Below are 22,810 nucleotides of genomic sequence, written 5' to 3'. Positions count from 1 at the left end.
CCGTCTTGGTGCGTGTCGCGGGGACGGTGACTCCGCCCCGTTCGCCCGGGCCCCTGCCGGGGTCCCGGTCGCGGCAAGGCCCGGGCAACCCTCCCGGGGTCGCGGGCCGGACCGATCCGTTACTTGGTCAGGATGAGCTTGCCGGCGCGGGTGATCCGCAGTGTGTAGACCTGGTCGTTCAGCACGATCTGGGCGGTCTGCCCCCCTTCGGTCAGTTTCACGGCACTGTGCTGCGGCACTGCGGGAATCGCGCTTTCCCGGTCGATCTTCTCAGGCATCATCATGTCTCTTCCTTCCATTCCAGCCGTTCCGAATGCTGCATCGGGCCAGGGGCCCACCCGTCCGGGGCACCGCCGCCCGTCTGGCCGCAGATCCGCAACGCGCCTTTCGGGAAGGAAACGCTCGGGTCGGGGCTGCACGGTTCGTCGGCACTTCCGTTGCTCGTGGAATCGGGCTTCCCCGCGCGAGGCGCGAAGTGGCTGGATATCGAATAGTTGACTTAAGCTGTCGGGATTGTCAATCCGACTAAAATAGTCAATTAAGCCTGACGCGGCGATTTTTCCGGTATTTTCCGGCAGGTGGCCCGCCTAATGCCCTTGAAACAGGCAGGAATCCTGGACACCCCAAAAGACGGGCGCCTCTTCTGCGCGCAGTGTCGGGCCCGCCGCCTCCGTTTTGCAACAGATTTTTTCCTTTGCCCGCAACCGCGCCGATTTTCTGCCTGAAGGCGATGTTTTGCCCCGGGCGCACAATTTTTTATTGATTGGTCCGTCAGCTTCCGGGTTTCATGGGCCCGTTACACGTTTGACAACATACAGAGTCATTGCGGGCCTAAGCGGACGGCACCCGGCTTCGGGGGGTGTCTTCCGGGGCCCGACACATGACCATTGGGGAGACCACCAACATGACCATGAACCGCCGTACTGCCCTGAAGTTCACTGCCGGTGCCGTTGCGGCACCTGCCGTCCTGCATGCCTCCGACGCGCTGGCCTCGTCCGGCACGGTCAAGGTCTTTGCCTGGCAGGACTACGTCCAGCCCAATATCGCCGAGAAGTTCGAGGCCGAGACCGGCATCACCCTGGACCTGACCACCTTCGGCTCCAACGACGAGGCCGAGAGCACCGTGCGCGCCAATGGCGGCAAGGGCTTCGACGTGGTCTTCCCCTCGATCACCAACGTGGCGAACTACTTCGACGATGCCGGAGAGCATTTCTTCATGGAAGTGCCGAAGGAGGTGAATGTCGATGCGATCATCCCCTCCTTCCTGCGCGACAGCGCGGCGCTTGGCGGGATGCAGGCGGGCAAGCAGGTCGCCCTGCCCTTCGACTGGGGCACCGAGGGGGTCACGCTGAACCGGGCCGCGCTGCCGATCTCGGATGCGGACCTGTCCTATGGCGACATGTTCGGCGAGACGACCACGGGCAAGGCCGCCTTCCGGCAGAAATCGGCGCTGATCGGCGTCGGCCTCTATCTGGATGCCACCGGCGAGGTGCCCTCGAACCGGATGTACGATGTCTACAAGTCCGAGGCCGACGCGCGGCGCATCTTCGGCGAGGTGGTCAAGTGGATGGTCGCCCGCAAGCAGCATTTCGGCGCCTTCTGGAACAATGCGACCGAGGCGACGGCGGCCTTCAAGGACGCGGGCTGCGTGATCGGCCAGACCTGGGACACCACCGGGCTGCTGCTGAACCGCGAGAGTGCCGATTACGTCTACCGCGCGCCGAAAGAGGGCATCATCACCTGGATGGACAGTTTCGGGATGCTGCGCGGCGCCGAGAATGTCGAACAGGGCGTCGCCTTCATCAACTTCATGCTGAAACCCGAGATCGGCGGCATGTTCGCCAACAACACCGGCTACAACTCGGCCGTGACGGGGGCGGCGGATTTCGCCAGCGACGAGTTCAAGAAGCAGTTCAACGAGGTCTACCGCCCCGATGTGCTGAACAACATGTGGTGGTGGCAGTCCGACACGCCCTTCTACGCGCCGGTGGTCAACGAGATGGTCGAGATCATCACCAACGCCTGAGCTTGCGCGGGATCACGGGCGGGGCCGGCGGCGATGGCCGGCCCCTTCCCCGGCGTGGCGCCGGTGGCGGCGTCGCGTTTGCATATTTTTGGAAAGATGAAAGCAGGCGGAGCCCTGCGGGCGGGGAGCATGAGCAAGCTGGAAATGCGCGGGCAGGATGTGCGGCTGGAGGGGATGGGGGTGACCTATCCCAACGGGTTCACCGCCGTGCAGCCCACCGACCTGGAGATCCGCGCGGGCGAGTTCTTTTCGATCCTCGGGCCCTCGGGCTGTGGCAAGACGACGATCCTGCGCACCGTTTCGGGCTTTGTGGAGCCCACCGCCGGGCGGGTGCTGATCGGGGGGGCGGACCAGCGCGGCATCGGGCCCAACGGGCGACCCACGGCGCTGATCTTCCAGAACCTCGCGCTGTTCCCGCTGATGCCGGTCTGGGAAAACGTCGCCTTCGGGCTGGAGGCGCGCGGCTGGTCGAAGCGCAGGCGCCGGGCGCGGGCCGAGGAACTGCTGGCGCTGGTGGCGCTTGGGGATCAGGGCGGCAAGCTGCCTTCGGAACTGTCGGGCGGGCAGCGCCAGCGGGTGGCGATCGCCCGGGCGCTGGCGGTGGAACCTGCGGTGCTGCTGCTGGACGAGCCGCTTTCGGCGCTGGATCTGAAGCTGCGCCAGCACATGCGCGCGGAACTGCGCGCGATCCAGCAGAAGACCGGGGTGACCTTCCTCTACATCACCCATGATCAGGGCGAGGCGCTGACCATGTCGGACCGGATCGCGGTGATGAATGCCGGGGTGGTCGAGCAGGTCGGCACCGGGGACGAGATCTATTCCGATCCCACCTCGGCCTTCGTGGCCAGCTTCGTGGGCGAGGTCAACGCCCTGCCGGGCCGGATCGCCGGGCTGGACGGGCCCTTTGCCCGGATCGAGACCGCCGCCGGGCAACTTCTGGGGCGCAACCCCCGGGGCCTGCCGATGGGCGCGCCGGCGATCCTGTTCGTGCGCCCCGAGCAGATGGGCTTCGGCCCGCTGGCCAATGCCTTCCGCGCCCGGCTGGAGCGGCGCGACCTGGAGGGGCCCTACATCAGCTACGGCTTCCGCACCGAGACCGGACAGGCGCTGGTGGTGCAGCAGGTCAATGCCGGCGGGCCGCCCGCCGCGATCACCGAGGCCCAGGTGGGCTTTGCCCCCGAGGCCGCGGTCATCCTGCCCGAGGGGGCGATGGCGCGCACCGGCCCCGAGATGGCCGCGCCATGAGGGGGCTGCTGAGGGGCTATGGCGCCGGGCTGACCGCGCTGTTCTTCGCCGCCGCCCTGGCCTGGGGTCTGGTGCTGATCCTGCTGCCGCAGCTGACCATGCTGGAGCGCGCAGTAACGCCGCCGAAGCGGCAGCTGGACAGTTCCATCGCGCTGCAGGTCGGGCGCGACGCGCAGACCTGCATCTCGGTGCTGAAGGCGCAGGCGGCCCCCGCGCCGGCGCCCTCGGGGGGGCTGGCGGTGCCCTCGATGTCGAGTCCGTCGGCGGGCGGCATGGCCGTGCCCTCCCTGGGGGGGCCGACGGCGGGGGGCATGGCGATCCCCTCGATGGGCGGGCCTGCGGCGGCACGCAATGCAGCCCCCCAGGTACTGCAATGCGCCCGCGCGACCACCCATCGCCAGCTGGTGCGCGACAGCGGTGCGCCGCCGGAATTCCTTGATACGCTCTATGGGATCGAGGCGTTGTCGGTCGATCCCGCCGCCCCGGTCCCGGCGCAGATCGCCTCTGCGCAGGCGGTGCAGGTGGCGGCCGAGGCCCTGACGGCAGAGCTGCGCCGCCGGGAGGCCGAGGCCTTTCCCTACACGCTGTCGAATTTCGAGACCCTGGCCGCGCCCCGGCTGATCCCGATGAATGCCGCGCAGAAGGCCGTCGAGGACCGGGCCATCGGCAACCGGCTGCTGGACCTGGCCGGGCTGCGCTTTGAACTGGACGGGCAGACCTACGAGCGGCTGGGGCTGGTGACGCTGGTGCGCACGATCTTCTTCGCGCTCTGTGCCACGGCGCTGGCGCTGGTGCTGTGCTATCCCATTGCCTACAAGGTCGCCCTGGCGAGCCCGCCGCGCCAGGCGGTCTGGCTGTTCGTCGGGCTGATCATCCCCTATGCCATCGTCGAGCTGATGCGGGTCTATGCCTGGACCACGATCATCGACACCCAGGGGCTGATCAACTCGGTCCTGGAATGGGCCGGGCTGATCCGCGATCCGATCCCCTTCAAGCGTTTCCCGGCGACGATCTTCGTGGTCATCGTCTATACCTACGTGCTGTTCATGGTCTTCCCGATCTACAATGTCATGGCGACGCTGGACCGCAACCAGATCGAGGCGGCACGCGACCTGGGCGCGCGGCCCTGGCGGGTGCACTGGCGGGTGATCATCCCCCATGCCAAGCCCGGCATCGCGGTCGGCTGCATCGCCACCTTCATGCTGAGCGCGGGGGCGTTTTCGGTGCCCCGGATCATCAGCCGGGGGCTGCAGGCGGAATGGTTCAGCCAGACGATCTACAACAAGTTCTTCGAAAGCGAGAATTCCAATGTCGGGGCGGCCTACAGTTTCGGCTACACGGCGCTGTGCTTTGCGCTGGTGGCGCTGTTCATGTGGCTGATGCGCACCCGCCTGAAAGATTTCGCGAGGGTGCAATGAGGGGGCGGGCCGCGCCCTCGGGCCCCGCGGGCCGCTCGGCCGCGTCCGGGGACGGCTGCGCCGTCCCTGCCCCCCGTCCCAAGGGAGCCGCCAGATGAGCGCGAACCGGCTGCTGAGCCTTTACACCTGGGCCTTCCTGGTCTTCATGTTCGGCCCCCTGCTGCTGATGATCGTCAGTTCGTTCAACGACACCTCGCCGCCCTCGGTCACCGAATGGCACGGGCTGACCTTCAAGTGGTACGAGTTCTTCTGGATGCCCGAGGACCAGCTGCGCGCCGACAGCGTGCTGCGCAGCCTCGACCGGGACCGCTTTGTCGGCTGCTTCGGCAATTCGCTGAAGGTGGCGGGCGCCGTGGTGCCGCTGTCGCTGCTGCTGGGACTGGCGGGTGCGGTGCTGCTGACACGCTGGAAGTCGCGGGCCAACGGCGTGCTGTGGTGGGTGCTGCTGTCGCCGATGCTGGCGCCGGGGGTGGTGCTGGGCCTCTCGGCGCTGGTGTTCTGGGGGCGGCTGGGCATCAACGCCGGGCTTTTCACCATCATCATGGCGCAGACCACCTTCATCGCCGGCTACCCGATGCTGATCCTGATGGCGCGCCTGCAACGCCAGCCGATCGAACTGGAGGAAGCCGCGCTGGACCTGGGCGCCAGCCCCGCGCGGGTGTTCCGCCGCCTGACCCTGCCCTATCTCGCGCCCGCGCTGATCTCGGCGGCGGTGATCGCGCTGATGGCCTCGCTGGAGAATTACAACACCACGATGTTCGCCAAGGGCGGCTCCTGCACGCTGGCAACGGAGATCGGCGCCATGGGGCGCAACCCCAACGGCCACCCCCCGGTGATCAACGCCGTCGGCAGTGCCATCATCGTGATCACCATCGCGGCGGCGCTGGCCCATACCTTCCTCTTGCAACGGGAGAAACGGCGGCCATGATCGCGCCATGATCACCGCCCGCTGCCACCCCGCCCTGGAAGCCCTGCTGCCCAAACCCGTGCCCGCCGCCCGCGCCCTGCCCGGCTGGCTGCGCGAGATGCCCTCAGAGGTCGCCGCCCCGGCGCTTGGCGGCGCCGCCGTGCGCACGCTGAAACACTGCCCGCCGATCCTTGATGCGCTGTCGCTGGGGGTGCTGATGCCGCTGGCCTGCGACCTGCACTTTGCCGACGGCCATGTCAGCTGGGACTGGGATCCGCCGGTGTTGCCCGACAGCCGGATCTCGCGCGCGCCGGTGGGGATGCACCTGCCGGAACAGGCGCAGGGCGTGCCCTGGAAGCTGGCGGTGAACAGCGTGCTGAAATTCATGAACTTCTGGACGCTGGAAACGCCGCCCGGCACCTCCCTGCTGTTCACCCATCCGCTGAACCGCGAGGACCTGCCCTTCCGCACCCTCTCGGGCGTGGTCGACTGCGATCTTTTCGGCGATGGCTACGTGCATTTCCCCGCGCTCTGGCAGGACCGCGACTTTGCCGGCACGCTGCCCGCCGGCACCCCGGTGGCCCAGGTCATCGCCGTGCCGCGCGGCGCCGATGCCCTGACCCTGGCGCCGATGAACGGCGCGCAGGTGCAGGCCAGCACGTCCCTGCAAGAGGCCCTTTCGGAAACCCCCGGCACCTACCGGCGCCACCACCGCCACTAGAGATCGAGCGGCAGCCGCCCCTTGGAGGCCCGGGTGATCGCCTGCATCGCCACCGCCCGGTCCCCGGGCCGCGCCCCGTTCCACAGCGCCTGCGCCAGCGCCCCGGCCTCGGGCGTACGCCGCTCGGCCGCCGCGCGCACCCGCATGGCATCGACCTCCGACGAAGACCCGGCCAGCGGCGCCAGCACGTCGCTCACCTGCGCGTAATCGCCCGCCCGCAGCGCCAGCCGCGCCAGGTTCAGCCGCGCATCGCCATCCCCGGGATCCAGCGCCACAACCCGGGCAAAGGCCTGCCGCGCCGCCGGCGCATCGCTCAGCTGCAACTCCACCCGGCCCAGTTCGAACCAGGCATGGGCATGGCCGGGCTCTGCCGCGAGTGCCCGGCGCAGCCACAGCCGCGCCGGCGCCCACTTGCCCTGCTCCATCATCACCTTGCCCAGGTTGTAAAGCACGCCCACCCCGCCCCGACGGGCCTTCGCGGCGCGCATCAGGATCTGTTCGGCAGCCTTCCAGCGCCCCTCGGCCAGCGCCTGTGCAAGCGGGTCCACGGATCTCATGCCCCGTTGTCCGCCGCCCCCTTGCGAAAGGCAAGCCCGTCATGAAACTGTCGCCCCGGGCGCCTAGCAAGGCCCCGCAAAAGCCCGAGGATCCGATGCAGCTTTCCGCCTTCTCCCGCCCCGGCCGCTTCTGGCGCGGCAATCTCCACACCCATTCGACCCGCTCCGACGGCGTGCTGCCCCCGGAGGAGGTCTGCCGCCGCTACCGCGCCGAGGGCTACGATTTCCTCGCCCTCACCGATCACTTCGTCGGCCGCTTCGGATACCCGATCACCGACACCACCGCACTGCGCGCGCCCGGCTTCACCACCCTCCTCGGCGCCGAGCTGCATTCCGGCGCCATGGCGAACGGAGAGCTCTGGCACATCCTCGCCGTCGGCCTGCCGCCCGGTTTCGCCCCCTCCAACAGCCCCGATTTCGCGCCCGTTCCCGACCAGGAAAGCGGCGCGCAGATCGCCGCGCGCGCCCGCGCCGCCGGGGCCTTCGTGGCGATCGCCCATCCGCAATGGTCCGGCCTGACCCTGGAAGACGCCCGCAGCATCGAGGCCGCCCATGCGGTCGAGATCTACAACCACGGCTGCGCCACCGGCTGCGACCGCCCCGACGGCACGGCGATTGCCGACCTCCTGCTCGGCGAGGGGCGCGCCCTCAGCCTGATTGCCACCGATGATGCGCATTTCTCCGAGCCCGACCATTTCGGCGGCTGGGTCATGGTCAAGGCCCCCGAAAACACCCCCGAGGCGCTTCTGGCGGCGCTGAAGGACGGCGCCTTCTACAGCAGCCAGGGCCCCGAGCTGCGCGATGTCCGCCTGCACGACACCCATGTCGAAGTCGCCTGCTCGGCCGTTGCCACGGTGATCCTCCAGGGCCGGGGCACGGCCGCCGTGGCCCATCACGGCCACAGCCTGACGCGCGCCGAAATCCCCCTGACCCGCTTTGCCAATTCGCCCTGGCTGCGGGTCACGGTGATCGACGCCGCGAGCCGGCGCGCCTGGTCGAACCCGATCCACCGCCCGGCCTGAGGTTCATCTTTCCCCAAATATGGCGGGGGTGACGGGGCCAGAGGCCCCGGAGGGGGCAGAGCCCCCTTCCCCGACAGCCCTCCCGCGCGTAGCTTACGTAACGGGAGGACCCGCCATGACCAGCCCGCTCAGCCATCTTGCCACCCATGAGGTGACGAACCAGCCCCCCGCCCCCGGGGACCGCGATCTCTGGGCCGGGGACATCGTGCTGCGACAGGCCATCGCCCGCCATGGTGGCCAGCCCGGGGCACTCGAGCCCTATGCCCGCGCCCTCGGCACCGCCGCGATGCAGGAAGCCGCCCGCGACGCCAACCGCCATCCGCCGGAACTGCACCTGTTCGACCGGGCCGGGCGGCGTCTTGACGAGGTGCGCTTCCACCCCGCCTGGCACGGCTTCATGCAGCTCAGCGCCGAGGCCGGCTACGCCGCCCTGCCCTGGGAAGAGGCCCCGGGCGGCCATGTGACCCATGCCGCCATGGTCTACCTCGCCTCCCAGGTCGAGCCGGGCCATTGCTGCCCCCTGACCATGAGCTACGCCGCCACCCCGGCCCTGCGCACCACCCCGGCCCTCGCCCCCTGGCTGGAAAAGCTGCAGGTGCGCGCCTGGGATCCCGCCATCGCCCCAATGACCGGCAAGCGCGCCATCACCCTTGGAATGGCCATGACCGAGAAGCAGGGTGGATCGGACCTGCGCGCCAATGCCACCACCGCCACCCGCGACGGCGACGCCTACCGCCTGAGGGGCCACAAGTGGTTCTGCTCGGCGCCGATGTCGGACGGTTTCCTGACCCTGGCCCAGGCGCCCGAGGGGCTGACCTGCTTCCTGGTGCCGCGCTGGCTTGATCACGGGCGCAACCCGATCCTGATCCAGCGGCTGAAGGACAAGCTCGGCAACCGCTCCAATGCCTCGGCCGAGATCGAATATGACAATACCCTGGCCTACCGGGTCGGGGACGAGGGCGCCGGGGTGCGCACCATCCTGTCGATGGTCCATCACACCCGGCTCGACACCGCGCTGGCCCCCGCCGGCCTGATGCGCGCCGCCCTGAGCGAGGCGCATCACTGGGCCAGCCACCGCAGCGCCTTCCAGAAGCAGCTGATCGACCAGCCGCTGATGCGCGCCGTTCTGGCCGACCTCGCGCTCGACTGGGAGGCGGCGCTGAAACTGGGGCTGAAGGTCGCGCGCAATTTCGACGGCACGGCGGACGAACACCGCACCTTCGCCCGCATCGCCGTGGCGTTGGCCAAGTACCACAACAACAAGCGCGCCCCGCTGGTGATCTACGAGGCCATGGAGGCGCTTGGCGGCATGGGCTATGTGGAGGACACGCCCCTGCCGATGCTCTACCGCGAGGCGCCGCTGAACGGCATCTGGGAGGGGTCGGGCAACGTGATCTGCCTCGACATCCTGCGCACCCTCGCCAAGGAACCCCTGGCCGGAGAGATGCTGAATGCGGAACTGCAATCCGTCACCGGCACCGACCGGCGCTTTGACGCGGCGCTGAAGGCGCACCGCACCCGCTGGCCGGGCCTGCCGCCCGAGGCAGAGGCCCGCTGGTTTGCCGAAAGCCTGGCGCTGCTGCTGCAGGGCGCGCTGCTGATCCGCCATTCCAGCGACGCGGTGGCCGATGCCTTTGTCGCCACCCGCCTGGCGCGTGGTTCTGGGCGGATCGCCGGGGCGATCTCGGGATGCGATACGGGCGCGATCCTGGCAAGGATCGCGCCCGTCGAATAGTCGCCTCGAAGGGTCCCTGCGCGGGATCTCAGCGCAGTTTCAGCGTCGCCAGGCCGATCATCGCCAGGATCAGCGAGATGATCCAGAAGCGGATCACGATGGTCGGCTCCGCCCAGCCCTTCTTCTCGTAATGGTGGTGGATCGGCGCCATCAGGAAGACCCGCTTGCCGGTGCGCTTGAAGTAGAGGACCTGGATGATCACCGAGAGCGCCTCGACCACGAAGAGGCCGCCGACGATGGCCAGCACGACCTCGTGCTTGGTGGCCACCGCGATGGCGCCAAGGGCGCCGCCAAGCGCCAGCGACCCGGTGTCGCCCATGAACACCGCCGCGGGCGGGGCGTTGTACCAAAGAAAGCCCAGGCCGCCACCGATCAGCCCCGCGACGAAGATGATGATCTCTCCGGTGCCGGGAACGTAATGCAGCCCGAGGTAGTCGGTGAAGGTCAGGTTGCCGACCATGTAGGCGATGATCCCCAGCGTGCCCGAGGCCACCATGACCGGCACGATGGCCAGGCCATCCAGGCCGTCGGTCAGGTTCACCGCATTGGCGGACCCCACGATGACGAACATCGCGAAGGGGATGAAGAAGACGCTGAGATGGATCAGCAGGTTCTTGAACACCGGCACCGCCAGGTCAAAGCGCAGGTCCGCCGGGTGCAGCCAGGTGGCCCAGAGGCTGGCGATCAGCGCCACGCCAAAGCCCAGCAGAAGCCGCATCCGCGCCGAGACGCCCTTGGTGTTCTGCTTCGACACCTTGGCCCAGTCATCGGCAAAGCCGATGGCCCCGAAGGACAGCGTCACGAACATCACCAGCCAGACGAAGCCATTGTCGAGCCGCGCCCAGAGCAGCGTCGCCACCGTCAGCGCGCCAACGATCAGCAGACCGCCCATGGTCGGCGTGCCCGCCTTGACGAAATGCCCCTCGGGGCCGTCGGTGCGGATCGGCTGGCCCTTGCCCTGCGTCTTGCGCAGCACGTTGATCAGGGGCCGGCCGAAGAGGAAGCCGAAGATCAGCGCGGTCAGGAAGGCCCCGCCCGCTCGAAACGTGATGTATCTGAAAAGGTTGAAGACGTCGCCGCCATCGCTGAGGGCGGTCAGCCAATACAACATTTCGGGGATCCTTCCTCGTACCCGTCAGGCTGCCGGGTGTACTGTTTAATCGTCGGCGGGATGGCTCAATTTCCGAAGCGCGTCAACCAGCACCGACACGCGCGACCCCTTGGAGCCCTTGATCAGCACGACATCGCCGGCATCGACCAGGCGCAGGGGATCTTCCGCCAGTTTCTCGACCTTCTCGACGCATTGTCCGCGCTTGTGATCGGGCAGCGCCTCGTAGAGGACTCGCATCCGGGGGCCCACGCAATGCACCAGGTCGACATCCTTCATCGCCGGCAGGGTGGCGATGTCGCGGTGCAGCGCCTGCTCTCCGGTGCCCAGTTCCAGCATCTCGCCCAGGATGGCGATACGGCGGCCCTGGGCATGGCGCCCGAGGTTGTCGCGCGGATGCGAGGCCGCCAGTACATCGAGCGCGGCAGCCATCGAGGCCGGGTTGGCATTGAAGGCATCGTCGATCAGCTCGAACGAGAGCGCGCGCTCCAGCGGATCCAGCACGCGCCACTGGCGCAGGCCGCGCCCCGCCGGCGGCGTCCAGCGCCCGATGGAGGCCAGCGCCAGCGCCCGGTCCAGCCCCAGCACATGGGCCGTCGCCAGCGCCGCCAGCGCGTTCAGCGCGAAATGGCGCCCCGCCGCGCGCACCTTGTAGGTGACCGGCGTGCGCCAGGCACGGGCATGGCAGACCAGGCAGTCGTCGCTGAACTGCACCCGGGTCAGCCGGTGGTGGCAGCCGGCGCTTTCGCCGAAGCGCAACACCCGGGCGCCCAGCTCTTCGGCGCGGGCCACCATCAGCGGCGTCGTCGGCAGGTCGCCGTTGATGATCGCCACGCCGCCGGGTTCCAGCCCCTCGAAGATGCTGGCCTTTTCCTGCGCGATGCCCTCGATCGACTCGAAGGCCTCAAGATGCGCCGGGGCGATGGTGGTGATGATCGCGACATCGGGCCGGGCAAGGCGCGCCAGCGGCGCGATCTCTCCGGGGTGGTTCATGCCGATCTCGATCACCGCGGCCTGGGCATCGCGCGGCATCCGCGCCAGCGTCAGCGGCACGCCCCAGTGATTGTTGTAGGAGGCCTCGGCGCAATGGGTGCGGCGCTGGTCGCCCAGCACGTCGCGCAGCATCTCCTTGGTCGAGGTCTTGCCGGCCGAGCCGGTCACCGCCACCACCTTGCCGCTCATGCGCGCCCGGGCGGCGCGGGCCAGCCCCTCAAGCGCGTCCAGCACGTCGGGCACGATCAGCAGCGGCGCATCCTCGGCCACGCCCTCGGGAACATGGGTGACAAGGGCGGCACCTGCCCCCTTTTGAAGCGCCTGGGCCACGAAGTCATGGGCATCGCGCGCCGCCTTCAGGGCGACGAACAGGTCGCCCTTCGCGATCGTGCGGGTGTCGATGGAGACGCCCTGCACCTCCCATGCGCCCCGGACCTCACCGCCCGTTGCCGCCGCCGCTTCCGCAGCCGTCCAGAGGCTCATGCCAGTCTCCCGTCCAGGGCCGCGACCGCGACCGAGGCCTGTTCCACATCGTCGAAGGGATAGATCGTGTCGCCGACGATCTGGCCCGTTTCATGGCCCTTGCCGGCGATCAGCAGCGCGTCGCCCGGTCCCAGCGTGTCCACCGCGCGCAGGATCGCCTCGGCGCGGTCGGGCACCTCGAAGGCTTCGGGGCAGCCCAGCAGCACCGCCTGGCGGATCGCGCCGGGATCTTCCGAACGCGGGTTGTCATCGGTCACGAAGACCGCGTCGGCATTTTCCGCCGCCGCCTGGCCCATCAGCGGGCGCTTGGTGCGGTCCCGGTCGCCGCCCGCGCCGATAATGGCGACAATGCGGCCCATCACATGCGGGCGCAGCGCCTTCAGCGCGGTCGACACCGCGTCGGGGGTATGGGCGTAATCCACGAAGACCGAGGCGCCGTTGGCCCGCGTCGCGGCCAGCTGCATCCGGCCCCGCACCCCGACAAGGCGCGGCAGCACCGGGAAGACCTCCTGCGGGGAGGCGCCGCACATCATCGCAAGGCCAGCAGCGACCAGCACGTTCTCGGCCTGGAAGCCGCCGATCAGGTTCAGGCGGATCTGGTGTTCGGTATCGGCAAAGGCAATGCGCAGCACCTGGCCCTCGGGCTCAAAGCGGCGGGCGACCAGGCGCATCTCGGCGTCGGGGTTCATGCCCACGGTCAGCACGTCGAGGCCGCGCGCCTCGGCTTCGGCCACCATGTCGGCGCCGCGGGCACCGTCGATGTTGATCACCGCGTGGCCCTCGGGGGGCAGGACGCGGGTGAAAAGGCCGGCCTTGGCCTCGAAGTATTCCTTGAAGGAGGCGTGGTAGTCCAGGTGGTCCTGGGTCAGGTTGGTAAAGCCCGCCGCCTGCAGCATCACCCCGTCCAGCCGCCGCTGCGCCAGCCCGTGCGAAGAGGCCTCCATGGCGCAATGGGTCACGCCTTCGGAAGCGGCCTCGGCCAGCAGGCGATGCAGGGTGATCGGTTCGGGCGTGGTATGGGACAGCGGATGGGTATAGTCGCCCTCGACCCCGGTGGTGCCAAGGTTGCAGGCCCGGTAGCCCAGCCCCTGCCAGATCTGGCGCAGGAAGGTCGCAACCGAGGTCTTGCCATTGGTGCCCGTCACCGCGCACATCACCCGGGGCTGGCCCCCGAACCACAGCGCGGCAGTGGCCGCCAGCACCTGGCGGGGATCCTCGGCGATGATGACGGCGGCGTCGGATCCCTTCAGCGCCTCGGCGGCAAGGCGCGCACCGGCGGGATCGGTCAGGATCGCACCCGCCCCCATCTGCAGCGCGTACTGGATGAAATCGGCGCCATGGACCTTGGTGCCCGGCAGCGCGGCGAACAGGTAGCCGGCGCGCACCTCGCGGCTGTCGACGGCCAGTCCGGTGATCTCGGCCTCACGGCCTCCGCGGGCGGTCAGGCCCAGTTCCGACAGGGTCCGAACGGGCTGGAATTCCGGCCTGCCACTGCCCTTGTGGCCATCCGAGCCGTTCCTGCTGACCATGTCGCTGCTGCCTTTCCGGGGCACCGCCCCTGTCACGTCCGCCGGGACTCGCGCAAGCGGTCCGGCCCCTACTGGGTTATAGCAGCCACGGGGGTGGGTTCAACGCGGGGCCGCAGCCCGAGCAGCGGACCGATGCGCCGGATGATCTCCTTCGCGACGGGAACCGAGGTCCAGCCGGCGGTGCGCAGCGGGTGCTTGATGCTGGCGATCGAGGTCTCGGGTTCGTCGAGCATGGTGATCAGCACGTATTGCGGATCCGAGGTCGGGAACATCGAGGCGAAGGTGGCGATGGTGCGGTCCTTGTAGTAGCCGCCCGTGGGTTTCACCTTGTCCGCCGTCCCGGTCTTGCCGCCGATCTCGTAGCCCGGCACGTCGCCGAGGGAGGCGGTGCCGTCAGTGACGACGCTGCGCAGCATCTTGTGCATGATCTCGGCGGTTTCGGGCTTGATGATCTGCGGCCCGACGCTGGGCTGGGGATGGCGCAGCAGCGTCGGCGTGACCTTGCGCCCGTCATTGGCGATGGTCGCATAGGCTGCGGCCAGCATGACCGGGGACACGGTGATGCCATGCCCGTAGGAAACCGTCATGGTGGTCAGCTCGGACCAGTTGGTCTGGTGGGCGGGCTTGGTGACCTCGGCCTCCGACATCTCGATCGGCGAGGGATCCATCAGCCCCAGCTTGCGCAGGAAGGCCTCCTGACGCTGCGCGCCGATCATCTGGGCAATCCGCGCCGCCCCGATGTTGGAGCTTTCCTCGAGGATCGTGTTCACGTCGGCGGAACGCCCGATGTAGTGGTCATCGCTGATCCGGAAGCGCCCCCAGCGGATCGGCCCGGTGATGTCGATCACCGTGGTCGGCTTCACCAGCCCCAGGTCGATGGCCTGCGAAATGTCGAAGACCTTGAAGACCGAACCCAGCTCGTACAGGCCCTGCACCGCGCGGTCGAACAGCGGGCTGTCGTCGGGCGTGCCCTTGGTGGGCGGCGGCGGCGGATCGTTCGGATCGTAATCGGGCAGAGAGGCCATGGCGACGATCTCGCCGGTCTTGACCTTCATCAGCACGGCGGCGGCGCCCTTGGAGTTCATCAGCTTCATGCCGCCCGAAAGCACCTGTTCCAGCGCCGCCTGCACGGTCAGGTCGATGGAGAGCTGCAGCGGACGCCCGCCGTTGTTGGGATCGTTCAGCATGCTGTCGAAACGGTGCTCGATCCCGGCCGAACCGGTCATCTCGGCCCAGTCGACATCTTCCTTCTCGAACTTGGTGCCGCCCAGGATGTGAGAGGCAACGGGGCCGTTCGGGTAAAGCCGCATCTCGCGCGGGCCGAACAGCAGCCCCGGCTCGCCGATGTCATGCGTCGCCTGGCGCTGCTCGGGCGACATGGTGCGGCGCAGCCAGACGAACTTGCGCGAACCGGTGAAATCCTTGATCAGGCGCTCTTCGTTCAGGTCCGGAAAGATCTTCGCCAGCGCCTTCGCGGTCTGCAGCGGATGCACCATCTGCTGGGGATGCGCATAAAGCGAATAGGTCTCCATGTTGGTCGCCAGCACCCGGCCGTTGCGATCAACGATATCGGCGCGGCTGGCCACCAGCCCGACTCCGCCCGAGGAGGTGCGCGGTTCGCTCGGCGTCGAACTGGCCATGGCCCCCATGCGGAAGCCGATGGTGCCGAAGGCGCAAAGGAAGGCCAGGCCCAGAATCAGCAACCGCCCCTCGGCCCGCAGGCGGGAGCGGTCGCGCATCTGCTCATGTCTCTGGCGCAGGTTCTCGCGCTCGATCACGTCGGGGTTCTCGCCCTTGGCGCGGGCGTTGAGGATCGCGGCCAGCGGGCGCAGCGGCGTGCGGGTCATGGGGCGCTCCCCTTCACGGCTTCAGGTCGCTGTCCAGAAGGGAGGACATCTCGACCTCCTGGGGCGGCTTTGGGTCCGCGGAAGGCTTTGGGTAGGGCACCTGGTCCACCGAGCCGAATTGCGAGGGGTCGATCGGCTGCAACTGCAGGTCCTTGTAGTTCATCTCGGCCAGGGCGCGCAGACGGTCGGGACGGTTCTGGTAGGCCCATTCCGCCTTCATCATCGCCAGCTTGGAGCGGGCATCTGCGATCTTGCGTTGCAGATGGTCCGAGGTCTCGATGGCGGCCTTGGTCTGGTAGTTTTCCTGATAGGCCCAGAAGGCAAGGCCGATGACGGCCATGGCGCTGAGCAGATAGAGCAGTGTTCTCATCCCTTGCGTCCCTTCCTGTCCCCTGCCCCCGGCATTCCGAGCGCGGCGCGGTCGATGTCGTCCGCCGGAGCATCCGTGCGGTATCCGATGCGCAGCCGCGCCGAACGCGACCGCGGGTTGATCTCGAGTTCCTCGTCGTCCGGACCGATGCCCTTGCGGGTCTTCTGGGTGAAGGCCGGCGACTCTTCCTCAAGTTGTGGCGCATAGCGGTTGGCATTGCCAGTGCCGCCGGCGCGCAGCTGGAAGAAGCGCTTGACCATCCGGTCCTCGATGGAATGGAAGCTGACGACGGCCAGGATGCCGCCGGGCTTCAGCGCCCGCTCGGCGGCCATCAGCCCCTCGGCCAGGGCGCCGTATTCATCGTTCACCGCGATGCGCAGCGCCTGGAAGCTGCGGGTCGCCGGGTGGCTTTGCCCCGGCTTCGCGCGCGGCAGGCAGCCCTCGATGATCTTGGCCAGGCGCAGCGTGGTGGTGATCGGTTCCACCGCGCGTTCGCGCGCGATCGCCCGTGCGATCCGGCGCGAGGCGCGCTCTTCGCCGTAAAGATAGAGGATGTCGGCCAGCGGGCCCTCCTCCAGCGTGTTCACCAGATCGGCGGCAGAGGGGCCGGACTGGCTCATCCGCATGTCGAGCGGCCCGTCGCGCAGGAAGGAGAAGCCGCGTTCGGCCAGGTCCAGCTGCATGGAGGACACGCCGAGGTCGAGGACGATGCCATCCACGCCCTCGGGGCAGTTTTCCCCGGCCACCGTGTCCAGATTGGCGAAGTTGTCCTGCACGATGGTCAGCCGGTCGCCGTACTGGCCGGCCCAGGGCTGCGCCATTTCGATGGCCAGCGGATCCTGGTCGATGCCCACGACGCGGGTCGCCCCGGCGTCCAGCAGGCCACGGGTGTAGCCGCCGGCCCCGAAGGTGCCGTCGATCCAGGTGCCCGTTACCGGGGCCACGTTTGCAAGGATGGGGCGCAGCAGCACGGGAACATGCGGCTGCTGGACGGGATCGGAGACCATGTCTCAGTTCTCCTCTTCCGCCGAAGCGGTCGTGCGCGGCTTGCGATACTTGTCGAAGATCGCCTGCGGATTGAAAGTCTTGAGGTCGAGCCCCCTCTCCTCCTGCCAGCTCTCGCGCTTGGCGGCGCGGGCGGCAGAGAAGGTGTCGGGATTCCAGATCTCGAAGGTCTTGCCCCGACCGACGAAGCTGATCGCCTCCCCCGGCTCGATGCCGATCTTGGCGCGCAGCCGGGCGGGCAGGACGATCCGGCCCGTGTCGTCGATGGAGAATTCCATGGATTGCGTCAGGAAGCAGTCGATCAGGGCCTCGGTCTCGGCATCGCCCTGCGGCATGTCCTCGATCATGTCCTCGATCTCGGTCATGGCGGCCACGGTGTAGCATTCAACGTGGTCGCTCAGGTGATCGCCGAAGACCGCCACCATGACGACGCTTTCGCCTTTTTCCCAGTCCGGGTCATTCTGTTCGAGAACGGAGCGAAACTTGGCCGGGATGGACACCCGCGCCTTGGAGTCAACCTTGAGCTCCTCTTCGCCTCTGAACCGCTTTGCCCGCAAGGTCCCGCCGGCTCCCCGTCCCCCGAGTTGACGATAAATACCACTTAAGTGACCCTCAGAAACGGAAACGGCGGATAGGTGCTGCTGCCACTGCCCTATCCGCCGCCCTCGTCCCGTCTCCGGGGTGTCCAGCTTCGCGCGGCCACCTGGGGGGATGTCTGCTTGCCCCGCGCGCCGGATCTCTTCGTCGGATGAAAGCGAGTGCCTGTATGATCACTGCCTGTGCTTATAGAGCCCGGGGTCTTTTGGCGCCCCGTATCCTCTTGCTCGCCTTATCCGTACATCATGAATGACATGGGAAATCATGGTTGGCAAATGGTTTCTGAGGGACAGGATGGGAATATCTTGTACACAGCCCCCCTCCTGTACAAGATATGCCGATTCCGAGACCCACGATTCTCGGGCCAATCGGGGCGCTGAATGGCTCAATTTGCGCGCACCATCGAACAATTCCCAATATATTGTGTGAACTCGCCCGGCCCATGGGATCCCATGGGGTTTCCCATGCCATCCCACCGGCAGCCCATCCAATCCCCGCCGAGGGCCCGCTGCGGGCCCGATTTCAGGCAAAAGCGCCGAAAGTCCGGCCAGCCGGTTCCCGCCCACACGGCAGAGTGATTCGCTTTTGAGGGCCGGACGCCGCACCTCCCCCAACGTCAATCGGGTCATCGCGCGTAACCTGTGGCGGAAAAACACGAAAGGCGCGCAGCAACCGCCGCGCGCCCCTGCCATCCCGGCTCACGCCGAAGGCGATCAGACCATGCCGCTTTCGATCAGGCCGCGGGCCAGCCGGGCATAGGCCTCGGCCTGCGGCCCCTCCTGAAGCGCCACCGGCGCACCGGCATCGCCGGCCAGCCGGGTCTCCAGATCCAGCGGCAGGGTGCCCAGCAGCGGCACGCCCAGCCTCTCGGCCTCGCGGGCAACACCGCCATGACCGAAGGGATGAGAGGTCTCGCCGCAATGCGGGCAGACAAAGGCCGCCATGTTCTCGATCAGGCCCAGCACCGGGGTCTTCAGCGTGTTGAACATGTCGATGGCCTTGCGCGCATCCAGCAGCGCCACGTCCTGCGGAGTGGACACGATGATCGCCCCCGAGGGCGCGGCGCGCTGGCACAGCGTCAGCTGCACGTCGCCGGTGCCGGGCGGCAGATCGACCAGCAGCACGTCCAGCTCGCCCCACTGCACCTGGGTCAGCAGCTGCTGCAGCGCCCCCATCAGCATCGGTCCGCGCCAGACCACGGCCTTGTCCTCGTCCACCATCAGCCCGATGGACATCAGCGTCACGCCATGGGCCTTCAACGGCTCGATGCTCTGCCCATCCGGAGAGGCCGGGCGGCGGTTCACCCCCATCATCCGCGGCTGAGAGGGGCCGTAGACATCGGCATCGAGCAGGCCGACCTTCTTGCCCTGCTTCGCCAGCGCCACCGCAAGGTTGGAGGAGACGGTGGACTTGCCCACGCCCCCCTTGCCCGAGCCGATCGCCAGGATCCGCTTGACCGAGGCCGGCTTCAGCGGCGCGTTGCCGCCGGTGGGGTGGCCGCCGATCTTCAGGCTGGGCGCCTTCGGCGCGGGCCGCGCCGGGGCACCGCCCTCATGCGCCGTCAGGATGGCGCTGACCCGGGTCACGCCGGGGATCTCGCGCACCAGTCCCTCGGCGGCGGCGCGGATGTTCTCCATCTTGCGGGCGGTCCCGGCATCGGGGGCCTCGATGACGAAGCGCACGGCCCCCTCCTCGACCGTGAGCGCCCGGACCATGTCGGACGAGACCAGGTCCCCTCCGGTCGGCAGGGCAATGCGTTTCAGTTCACTCAGTACTTGCTCACGGGTGAGGGCCACGTCGTTCTCCTTCCGGTCTTGCCGCATAGGTGCGCATTTTCGCCACGACAGCAAGGGGCGCGGGGCAAATGCCGCCGCGCCTGCCCCCGGGTCGCCCGGCAAGGAAGGTGACCCAGGGGCAATAATCCTTATGCACATTCTGCATGGCGGCAATGAGGAAGCGTCCGTTGTGCAGGTGCAGCAAATCTCTAAGTTGAGTGTCAACAGCGACGGACACCGACCCCCGGAACACCACACCGGCCCGCCGCGCCCGAGACGAAGGATCCGCAAGATGGCAATGGCAACCGAAACCCGCCCCGCAAAGATCAGCCTGTTCGACGCAGTGCTGGACAACCTGCACGCCCGCTACGCCCGCTACACCGCCTACCGCCGGGCCCTGGAAGAACTGAGCAGCCTCGATGCCCGCGAACTGGCCGACCTGGGCCTGAGCCGCGCGATGATCCACAGCATCGCCCGCCAGGAAGCCTACGGCGCCGCAGCCTGACGACATAATCGGTTCCAGTGGCCCTCTCCTCCTCCCCGGGCCACTGAAACCTGCGGCGGCACCTCTCCTCCTCCCGGTGTCGCCGCTCCCCTGACAAGGAAGCGCAAGCTTCGAAAGAATGATCGCCCTCTCCTCCTCCCTGGGCGAGCATGACCGGACCGGGCAAGGCTCTCCTCCTCCCTGCCAACCCCGACCGGCCCCCTGAGTGGCTGCCTCTCCTCCTCCCTGGCAGTCGCGCATTGACGGCGGCGCCCACCTCCTCCCGGGCGTCGCCGTTTTCATTTGCGCAGCAGGAAGGGGGCTCTGCCCCCTCTGGAGCCTGCGGCTCCATTCACCCCCGCCATATTTGTGGAAAGATGAAAGCGGCAAGGCCGCGCTCCCCGTCATCTGGCCGGAAATATCCCGGGGGAGTCTCCGCAGGAGACGGGGGCGGCGCCCCCTCCACCGCTCAGAAGGGCACGTCGTCCGGGCTGGTGACGAATTTCGCCACGACCTTCTTCACACCGGACTTCTCGAAGGCGATCTCAAGCTTGTCGCCCTCCACGCCGATGACCTCGCCATAGCCGAACTTCTGGTGGAACACCCGCTCCCCGATCACATGGGATGCCGTGGCGGTCACGTCGATCGTCATCGCGCGGCTCTCGCGCGGCTGGGAGACCGGGCGCTGCGCCGTCCGCGTCTGCATCCGCTTCCACCCGGGAGAGTTGTAGACATTCGCCTCGGCCGCGCGGCTTTCCAGCCCGCTCTGCACCGAACCCGCCGCGCCGTAGCCGCCGCCATACAGACCCGGCGGCGTCAGCACGTCGACATGGGCCTCGGGCAGTTCATCGATGAAGCGCGAGGGCAGCTGGCTCTGCCACTGGCCGAAGACCCGCCGGTTGCCGGCAAAGGAGATCGTGCAGAGCTTCTCGGCCCGGGTGATGCCGACATAGGCCAGGCGGCGCTCTTCCTCCAGGCCCTTGAGGCCGGATTCATCCATCGAGCGCTGCGAGGGGAACAGCCCGTCTTCCCAGCCGGGCAGGAAGACTACCGGGAATTCCAGCCCCTTGGCGGCGTGCAGTGTCATCACCGAGACCTTGGCCTCGACCTCATCGCTCTCGTTGTCCATGATCAGGCTGACATGTTCGAGGAAGCCCTGAAGGTTCTCGAAATTTTCCAGCGCCTTCACCAGTTCCTTGAGGTTTTCCAGCCGCCCCGGCGCCTCGGGCGTCTTGTCGTTCTGCCACATCTCGGTGTAGCCGCTTTCGTCCAGCATGACCTCGGCCAGTTCGACATGGGAGATCGGCGCCTCGGGGCGGCTGTCGTCGACCAGCACCGCATCCTCGTCCAGCACGAGGGGATTGGAGGCCTGCAGCCCGGCGATCGCGGACCAGCGATCCATCTGCTCGATGAAGCGGCGCAGCTGCGCCGCGCCCTTGCCGCCCAGCCCCTGCTCCTGCAGCAGGATGCGCGCGCCCTCCAGCAGCGAAACACCATGGGCCCGCGCCGCCATCTGGATCTTCTGCTGCGCCTTGTCGCCCAGGCCCCGCTTGGGCGTGTTCACGATCCGCTCGAAGGCGAGGTCGTCGGAGGGCGAGCAGGCCAGGCGGAAATAGGCCATGGCATCGCGGATCTCGAGCCGCTCGTAGAAGCGCGGGCCACCGATGACGCGATAGGGCAGACCGATGGTCAGGAAGCGGTCCTCGAAGGCGCGCATCTGGTGCGAGGCGCGCACGAGGATCGCCATGTCGTCAAGGCTGAAGCGCTCCAGCCCCCGGGTGCCGCGCTGCAGGGCCTCGATCTCCTCGCCGACCCAGCGGGCTTCCTCGTCGCCGTCCCAGTGGCCGATCAGGCGGACCTTCTCGCCCTCCTCGGCCTCGGTCCAGAGCTCCTTGCCAAGGCGTCCCTCATTGCCGCGAATGACGCCCGAGGCCGCGGCCAGGATATGCGGGGTGGAGCGGTAGTTCTGTTCCAGCCGGACCACCTTGGCGCCGGGGAAATCCTTTTCGAAGCGCAGGATGTTGCCCACCTCGGCGCCGCGCCAGCCATAGATCGACTGGTCGTCGTCGCCGACACAGCAGATGTTCTTGTGCCCGCCCGCCAGCAGCCGCAGCCAGAGGTACTGGGCGACGTTGGTATCTTGGTATTCGTCCACGAGGATGTATTTGAACCAGCGCTGGTACTGTTCCAGCACGTCCTGGTGGGTCTGGAAGATCGTCACCATGTGCAGCAGCAGGTCGCCGAAATCGACCGCGTTCAATTCCCGCAGGCGGCGCTGGTACTGGTCATACAGCTCCGTGCCACGGTTGTTGTAGGCCGAGGCCTCGGCCACCGGAACCTTGTCCGGCGTCCAGGCGCGGTTCTTCCAGTGGTCGATCACCCCGGCCAGCTGGCGCGCCGGCCAGCGCTTGTCGTCGATATTCGCGGCCTGGACCAACTGCTTGAGCAGGCGCAGCTGGTCGTCGGTGTCGAGGATGGTGAAGTTCGACTTCAGCCCCACCAGTTCGGCATGGCGGCGCAGCAGCTTCACGCAGATCGCGTGGAAGGTGCCCAGCCAGGGCATCCCCTCCACCGCCTCGCCCAGCATCCGGCCAATGCGCAGCTTCATCTCGCGCGCGGCCTTGTTGGTGAAGGTCACCGCCAGCACCTCGTTCGGGCGGGCACGGCCCGTCGTCATCAGGTGCACGATCCGCGCCGTCAGCGCCTTGGTCTTGCCGGTGCCCGCGCCCGCCAGCATCAGCACCGGGCCATCCAGCGCCTCGACCGCGGCGCGCTGTGCCGGGTTCAGATCGTCCAGATAGGGCGCGGGCCGCGCCGCCATGGCACGCTGCGAAAGGGGAACCGAGGCCGCGGCCTCGAAGGCGTCATCTTCGGAAAAACTGCTCATGGCGCGATGATAGCGCGTCGCGGGCGCCGGGGGAAGGCAGGTTCTTTGTTTGTTCACCAGACTTCGCGGCGGAATGCCGATCCGCGCCGCAGCCCCGGTCG

General features: G+C 68.0%; 19 protein-coding genes. 8 read left to right on the top strand and 11 right to left on the bottom strand.

The features are described from left to right. Positions 1-119: 119 nt before the first annotated feature. Entirely contained in the window at positions 120-281 is a 162-nt protein-coding gene (gene hemP, locus KM176_RS04340; protein WP_160895450.1) for a hemin uptake protein HemP, read from the bottom strand. A gap of 599 nt (positions 282-880) precedes the next feature. Here hemP and KM176_RS04335 point away from each other — a divergent pair. From KM176_RS04335 to KM176_RS04315, 5 genes are all read left to right on the top strand, one after another. Next, positions 881-2,026 (top strand): extracellular solute-binding protein, encoded by a 1,146-nt coding sequence (locus tag KM176_RS04335; protein ID WP_236045168.1) that lies wholly within the window; start codon positions 881-883, stop codon positions 2,024-2,026. Positions 2,027-2,155: 129 nt separating this feature from the next. Then, positions 2,156-3,271, top strand: a complete 1,116-nt coding sequence (locus KM176_RS04330; RefSeq protein WP_375372126.1) for an ABC transporter ATP-binding protein — start codon at positions 2,156-2,158, stop codon at positions 3,269-3,271. Next, positions 3,268-4,689 carry an ABC transporter permease gene (locus tag KM176_RS04325; protein WP_160895385.1) on the top strand — a complete coding sequence of 474 codons (1,422 nt, stop codon included), beginning with the start codon at positions 3,268-3,270 and terminating at the stop codon, positions 4,687-4,689. The genes KM176_RS04330 and KM176_RS04325 overlap by 4 nt, the downstream gene beginning before the upstream one ends. A 94-nt stretch (positions 4,690-4,783) precedes the next feature. After that, positions 4,784-5,617, top strand: a complete 834-nt coding sequence (locus tag KM176_RS04320) for an ABC transporter permease (protein WP_160895384.1) — start codon at positions 4,784-4,786, stop codon at positions 5,615-5,617. 7 nt (positions 5,618-5,624) lie between these two features. Further along, positions 5,625-6,317: a hypothetical protein gene (locus KM176_RS04315; protein WP_160895383.1), complete on the top strand. Its 693-nt coding sequence runs from the start codon at positions 5,625-5,627 to the stop codon at positions 6,315-6,317. Here KM176_RS04315 and KM176_RS04310 read toward each other — a convergent pair. Next, the gene (locus tag KM176_RS04310; protein WP_160895382.1) at positions 6,314-6,874 is read right to left on the bottom strand and encodes a tetratricopeptide repeat protein; all 561 of its coding nucleotides are present in this window, start codon (positions 6,872-6,874) and stop codon (positions 6,314-6,316) included. The genes KM176_RS04315 and KM176_RS04310 overlap by 4 nt on opposite strands. A 95-nt stretch (positions 6,875-6,969) precedes the next feature. Between KM176_RS04310 and KM176_RS04305 the strand changes: the two genes are divergently transcribed. Beyond that, the gene (locus KM176_RS04305) at positions 6,970-7,896 is read left to right on the top strand and encodes a PHP domain-containing protein (protein ID WP_160895447.1); all 927 of its coding nucleotides are present in this window, start codon (positions 6,970-6,972) and stop codon (positions 7,894-7,896) included. 115 nt (positions 7,897-8,011) lie between these two features. After that, positions 8,012-9,631, top strand: coding sequence for an acyl-CoA dehydrogenase family protein (locus KM176_RS04300; RefSeq protein ID WP_160895381.1), 1,620 nt, complete (start codon positions 8,012-8,014; stop codon positions 9,629-9,631). Between the two features lie 28 nt (positions 9,632-9,659). Here the strand turns inward: KM176_RS04300 and mraY are convergent, their stop codons facing one another. The 8 genes from mraY to KM176_RS04260 form a co-directional block, all read right to left on the bottom strand. Continuing rightward, a complete protein-coding gene (gene mraY / locus KM176_RS04295; RefSeq protein ID WP_160895380.1) occupies positions 9,660-10,742 on the bottom strand; it encodes a phospho-N-acetylmuramoyl-pentapeptide-transferase in 1,083 nt (360 codons plus the stop codon). 45 nt (positions 10,743-10,787) lie between these two features. Then, positions 10,788-12,215 (bottom strand): UDP-N-acetylmuramoyl-tripeptide--D-alanyl-D-alanine ligase, encoded by a 1,428-nt coding sequence (locus KM176_RS04290; protein WP_160895379.1) that lies wholly within the window; start codon positions 12,213-12,215, stop codon positions 10,788-10,790. After that, positions 12,212-13,744, bottom strand: a complete 1,533-nt coding sequence (locus KM176_RS04285; protein ID WP_160895378.1) for a UDP-N-acetylmuramoyl-L-alanyl-D-glutamate--2,6-diaminopimelate ligase — start codon at positions 13,742-13,744, stop codon at positions 12,212-12,214. The genes KM176_RS04290 and KM176_RS04285 overlap by 4 nt, the downstream gene beginning before the upstream one ends. A gap of 68 nt (positions 13,745-13,812) precedes the next feature. Further along, complete coding sequence (locus KM176_RS04280) at positions 13,813-15,591, bottom strand: peptidoglycan D,D-transpeptidase FtsI family protein (RefSeq protein ID WP_160895377.1); 1,779 nt, start codon at positions 15,589-15,591, stop codon at positions 13,813-13,815. Between the two features lie 13 nt (positions 15,592-15,604). Further along, on the bottom strand, positions 15,605-15,961 hold the full coding sequence (ftsL, locus tag KM176_RS04275; protein ID WP_160895376.1) for a cell division protein FtsL: 357 nt from the start codon (positions 15,959-15,961) through the stop codon (positions 15,605-15,607). Further along, the gene (gene rsmH, locus KM176_RS04270; RefSeq protein WP_160895375.1) at positions 15,958-16,968 is read right to left on the bottom strand and encodes a 16S rRNA (cytosine(1402)-N(4))-methyltransferase RsmH; all 1,011 of its coding nucleotides are present in this window, start codon (positions 16,966-16,968) and stop codon (positions 15,958-15,960) included. Before rsmH ends, ftsL begins: the two co-directional genes overlap by 4 nt. A gap of 3 nt (positions 16,969-16,971) precedes the next feature. Continuing rightward, the gene (locus KM176_RS04265) at positions 16,972-17,466 is read right to left on the bottom strand and encodes a division/cell wall cluster transcriptional repressor MraZ (protein WP_160895374.1); all 495 of its coding nucleotides are present in this window, start codon (positions 17,464-17,466) and stop codon (positions 16,972-16,974) included. 810 nt (positions 17,467-18,276) lie between these two features. Continuing rightward, positions 18,277-19,359: an Mrp/NBP35 family ATP-binding protein gene (locus KM176_RS04260; protein WP_160895373.1), complete on the bottom strand. Its 1,083-nt coding sequence runs from the start codon at positions 19,357-19,359 to the stop codon at positions 18,277-18,279. Positions 19,360-19,630: 271 nt separating this feature from the next. Between KM176_RS04260 and KM176_RS04255 the strand changes: the two genes are divergently transcribed. Further along, positions 19,631-19,843: a DUF1127 domain-containing protein gene (locus KM176_RS04255; RefSeq protein WP_160895372.1), complete on the top strand. Its 213-nt coding sequence runs from the start codon at positions 19,631-19,633 to the stop codon at positions 19,841-19,843. A 448-nt stretch (positions 19,844-20,291) separates the two neighbouring features. Here KM176_RS04255 and KM176_RS04250 read toward each other — a convergent pair whose 3' ends face one another. Continuing rightward, positions 20,292-22,709 carry an ATP-dependent helicase gene (locus KM176_RS04250; protein WP_160895371.1) on the bottom strand — a complete coding sequence of 806 codons (2,418 nt, stop codon included), beginning with the start codon at positions 22,707-22,709 and terminating at the stop codon, positions 20,292-20,294. Positions 22,710-22,810: the final 101 nt, after the last annotated feature.

The organism is Pseudooceanicola endophyticus (genome assembly GCF_018760365.1).
Classification (GTDB): domain Bacteria; phylum Pseudomonadota; class Alphaproteobacteria; order Rhodobacterales; family Rhodobacteraceae; genus Pseudooceanicola; species Pseudooceanicola endophyticus.
Note: the sequence above shows the minus strand (reverse complement) of the source record. Positions and strands in the feature narration are given on the sequence as shown.

Bases quoted from the DNA above. Each gene is read 5' to 3' on its own strand.
- hemP (WP_160895450.1), bottom strand. From the start codon at position 281: ATGATGCCTGAGAAGATCGACCGGGAAAGCGCGATTCCCGCAGTGCCG.
- KM176_RS04335 (WP_236045168.1), top strand. From the start codon at position 881: ATGACCATTGGGGAGACCACCAACATGACCATGAACCGCCGTACTGCC.
- KM176_RS04330 (WP_375372126.1), top strand. From the start codon at position 2,156: ATGAGCAAGCTGGAAATGCGCGGGCAGGATGTGCGGCTGGAGGGGATG.
- KM176_RS04325 (WP_160895385.1), top strand. From the start codon at position 3,268: ATGAGGGGGCTGCTGAGGGGCTATGGCGCCGGGCTGACCGCGCTGTTC.
- KM176_RS04320 (WP_160895384.1), top strand. From the start codon at position 4,784: ATGAGCGCGAACCGGCTGCTGAGCCTTTACACCTGGGCCTTCCTGGTC.
- KM176_RS04315 (WP_160895383.1), top strand. From the start codon at position 5,625: ATGATCACCGCCCGCTGCCACCCCGCCCTGGAAGCCCTGCTGCCCAAA.
- KM176_RS04310 (WP_160895382.1), bottom strand. From the start codon at position 6,874: ATGAGATCCGTGGACCCGCTTGCACAGGCGCTGGCCGAGGGGCGCTGG.
- KM176_RS04305 (WP_160895447.1), top strand. From the start codon at position 6,970: ATGCAGCTTTCCGCCTTCTCCCGCCCCGGCCGCTTCTGGCGCGGCAAT.
- KM176_RS04300 (WP_160895381.1), top strand. From the start codon at position 8,012: ATGACCAGCCCGCTCAGCCATCTTGCCACCCATGAGGTGACGAACCAG.
- mraY (WP_160895380.1), bottom strand. From the start codon at position 10,742: ATGTTGTATTGGCTGACCGCCCTCAGCGATGGCGGCGACGTCTTCAAC.
- KM176_RS04290 (WP_160895379.1), bottom strand. From the start codon at position 12,215: ATGAGCCTCTGGACGGCTGCGGAAGCGGCGGCGGCAACGGGCGGTGAG.
- KM176_RS04285 (WP_160895378.1), bottom strand. From the start codon at position 13,744: ATGGTCAGCAGGAACGGCTCGGATGGCCACAAGGGCAGTGGCAGGCCG.
- KM176_RS04280 (WP_160895377.1), bottom strand. From the start codon at position 15,591: ATGACCCGCACGCCGCTGCGCCCGCTGGCCGCGATCCTCAACGCCCGC.
- ftsL (WP_160895376.1), bottom strand. From the start codon at position 15,961: ATGAGAACACTGCTCTATCTGCTCAGCGCCATGGCCGTCATCGGCCTT.
- rsmH (WP_160895375.1), bottom strand. From the start codon at position 16,968: ATGGTCTCCGATCCCGTCCAGCAGCCGCATGTTCCCGTGCTGCTGCGC.
- KM176_RS04255 (WP_160895372.1), top strand. From the start codon at position 19,631: ATGGCAATGGCAACCGAAACCCGCCCCGCAAAGATCAGCCTGTTCGAC.
- KM176_RS04250 (WP_160895371.1), bottom strand. From the start codon at position 22,709: ATGAGCAGTTTTTCCGAAGATGACGCCTTCGAGGCCGCGGCCTCGGTT.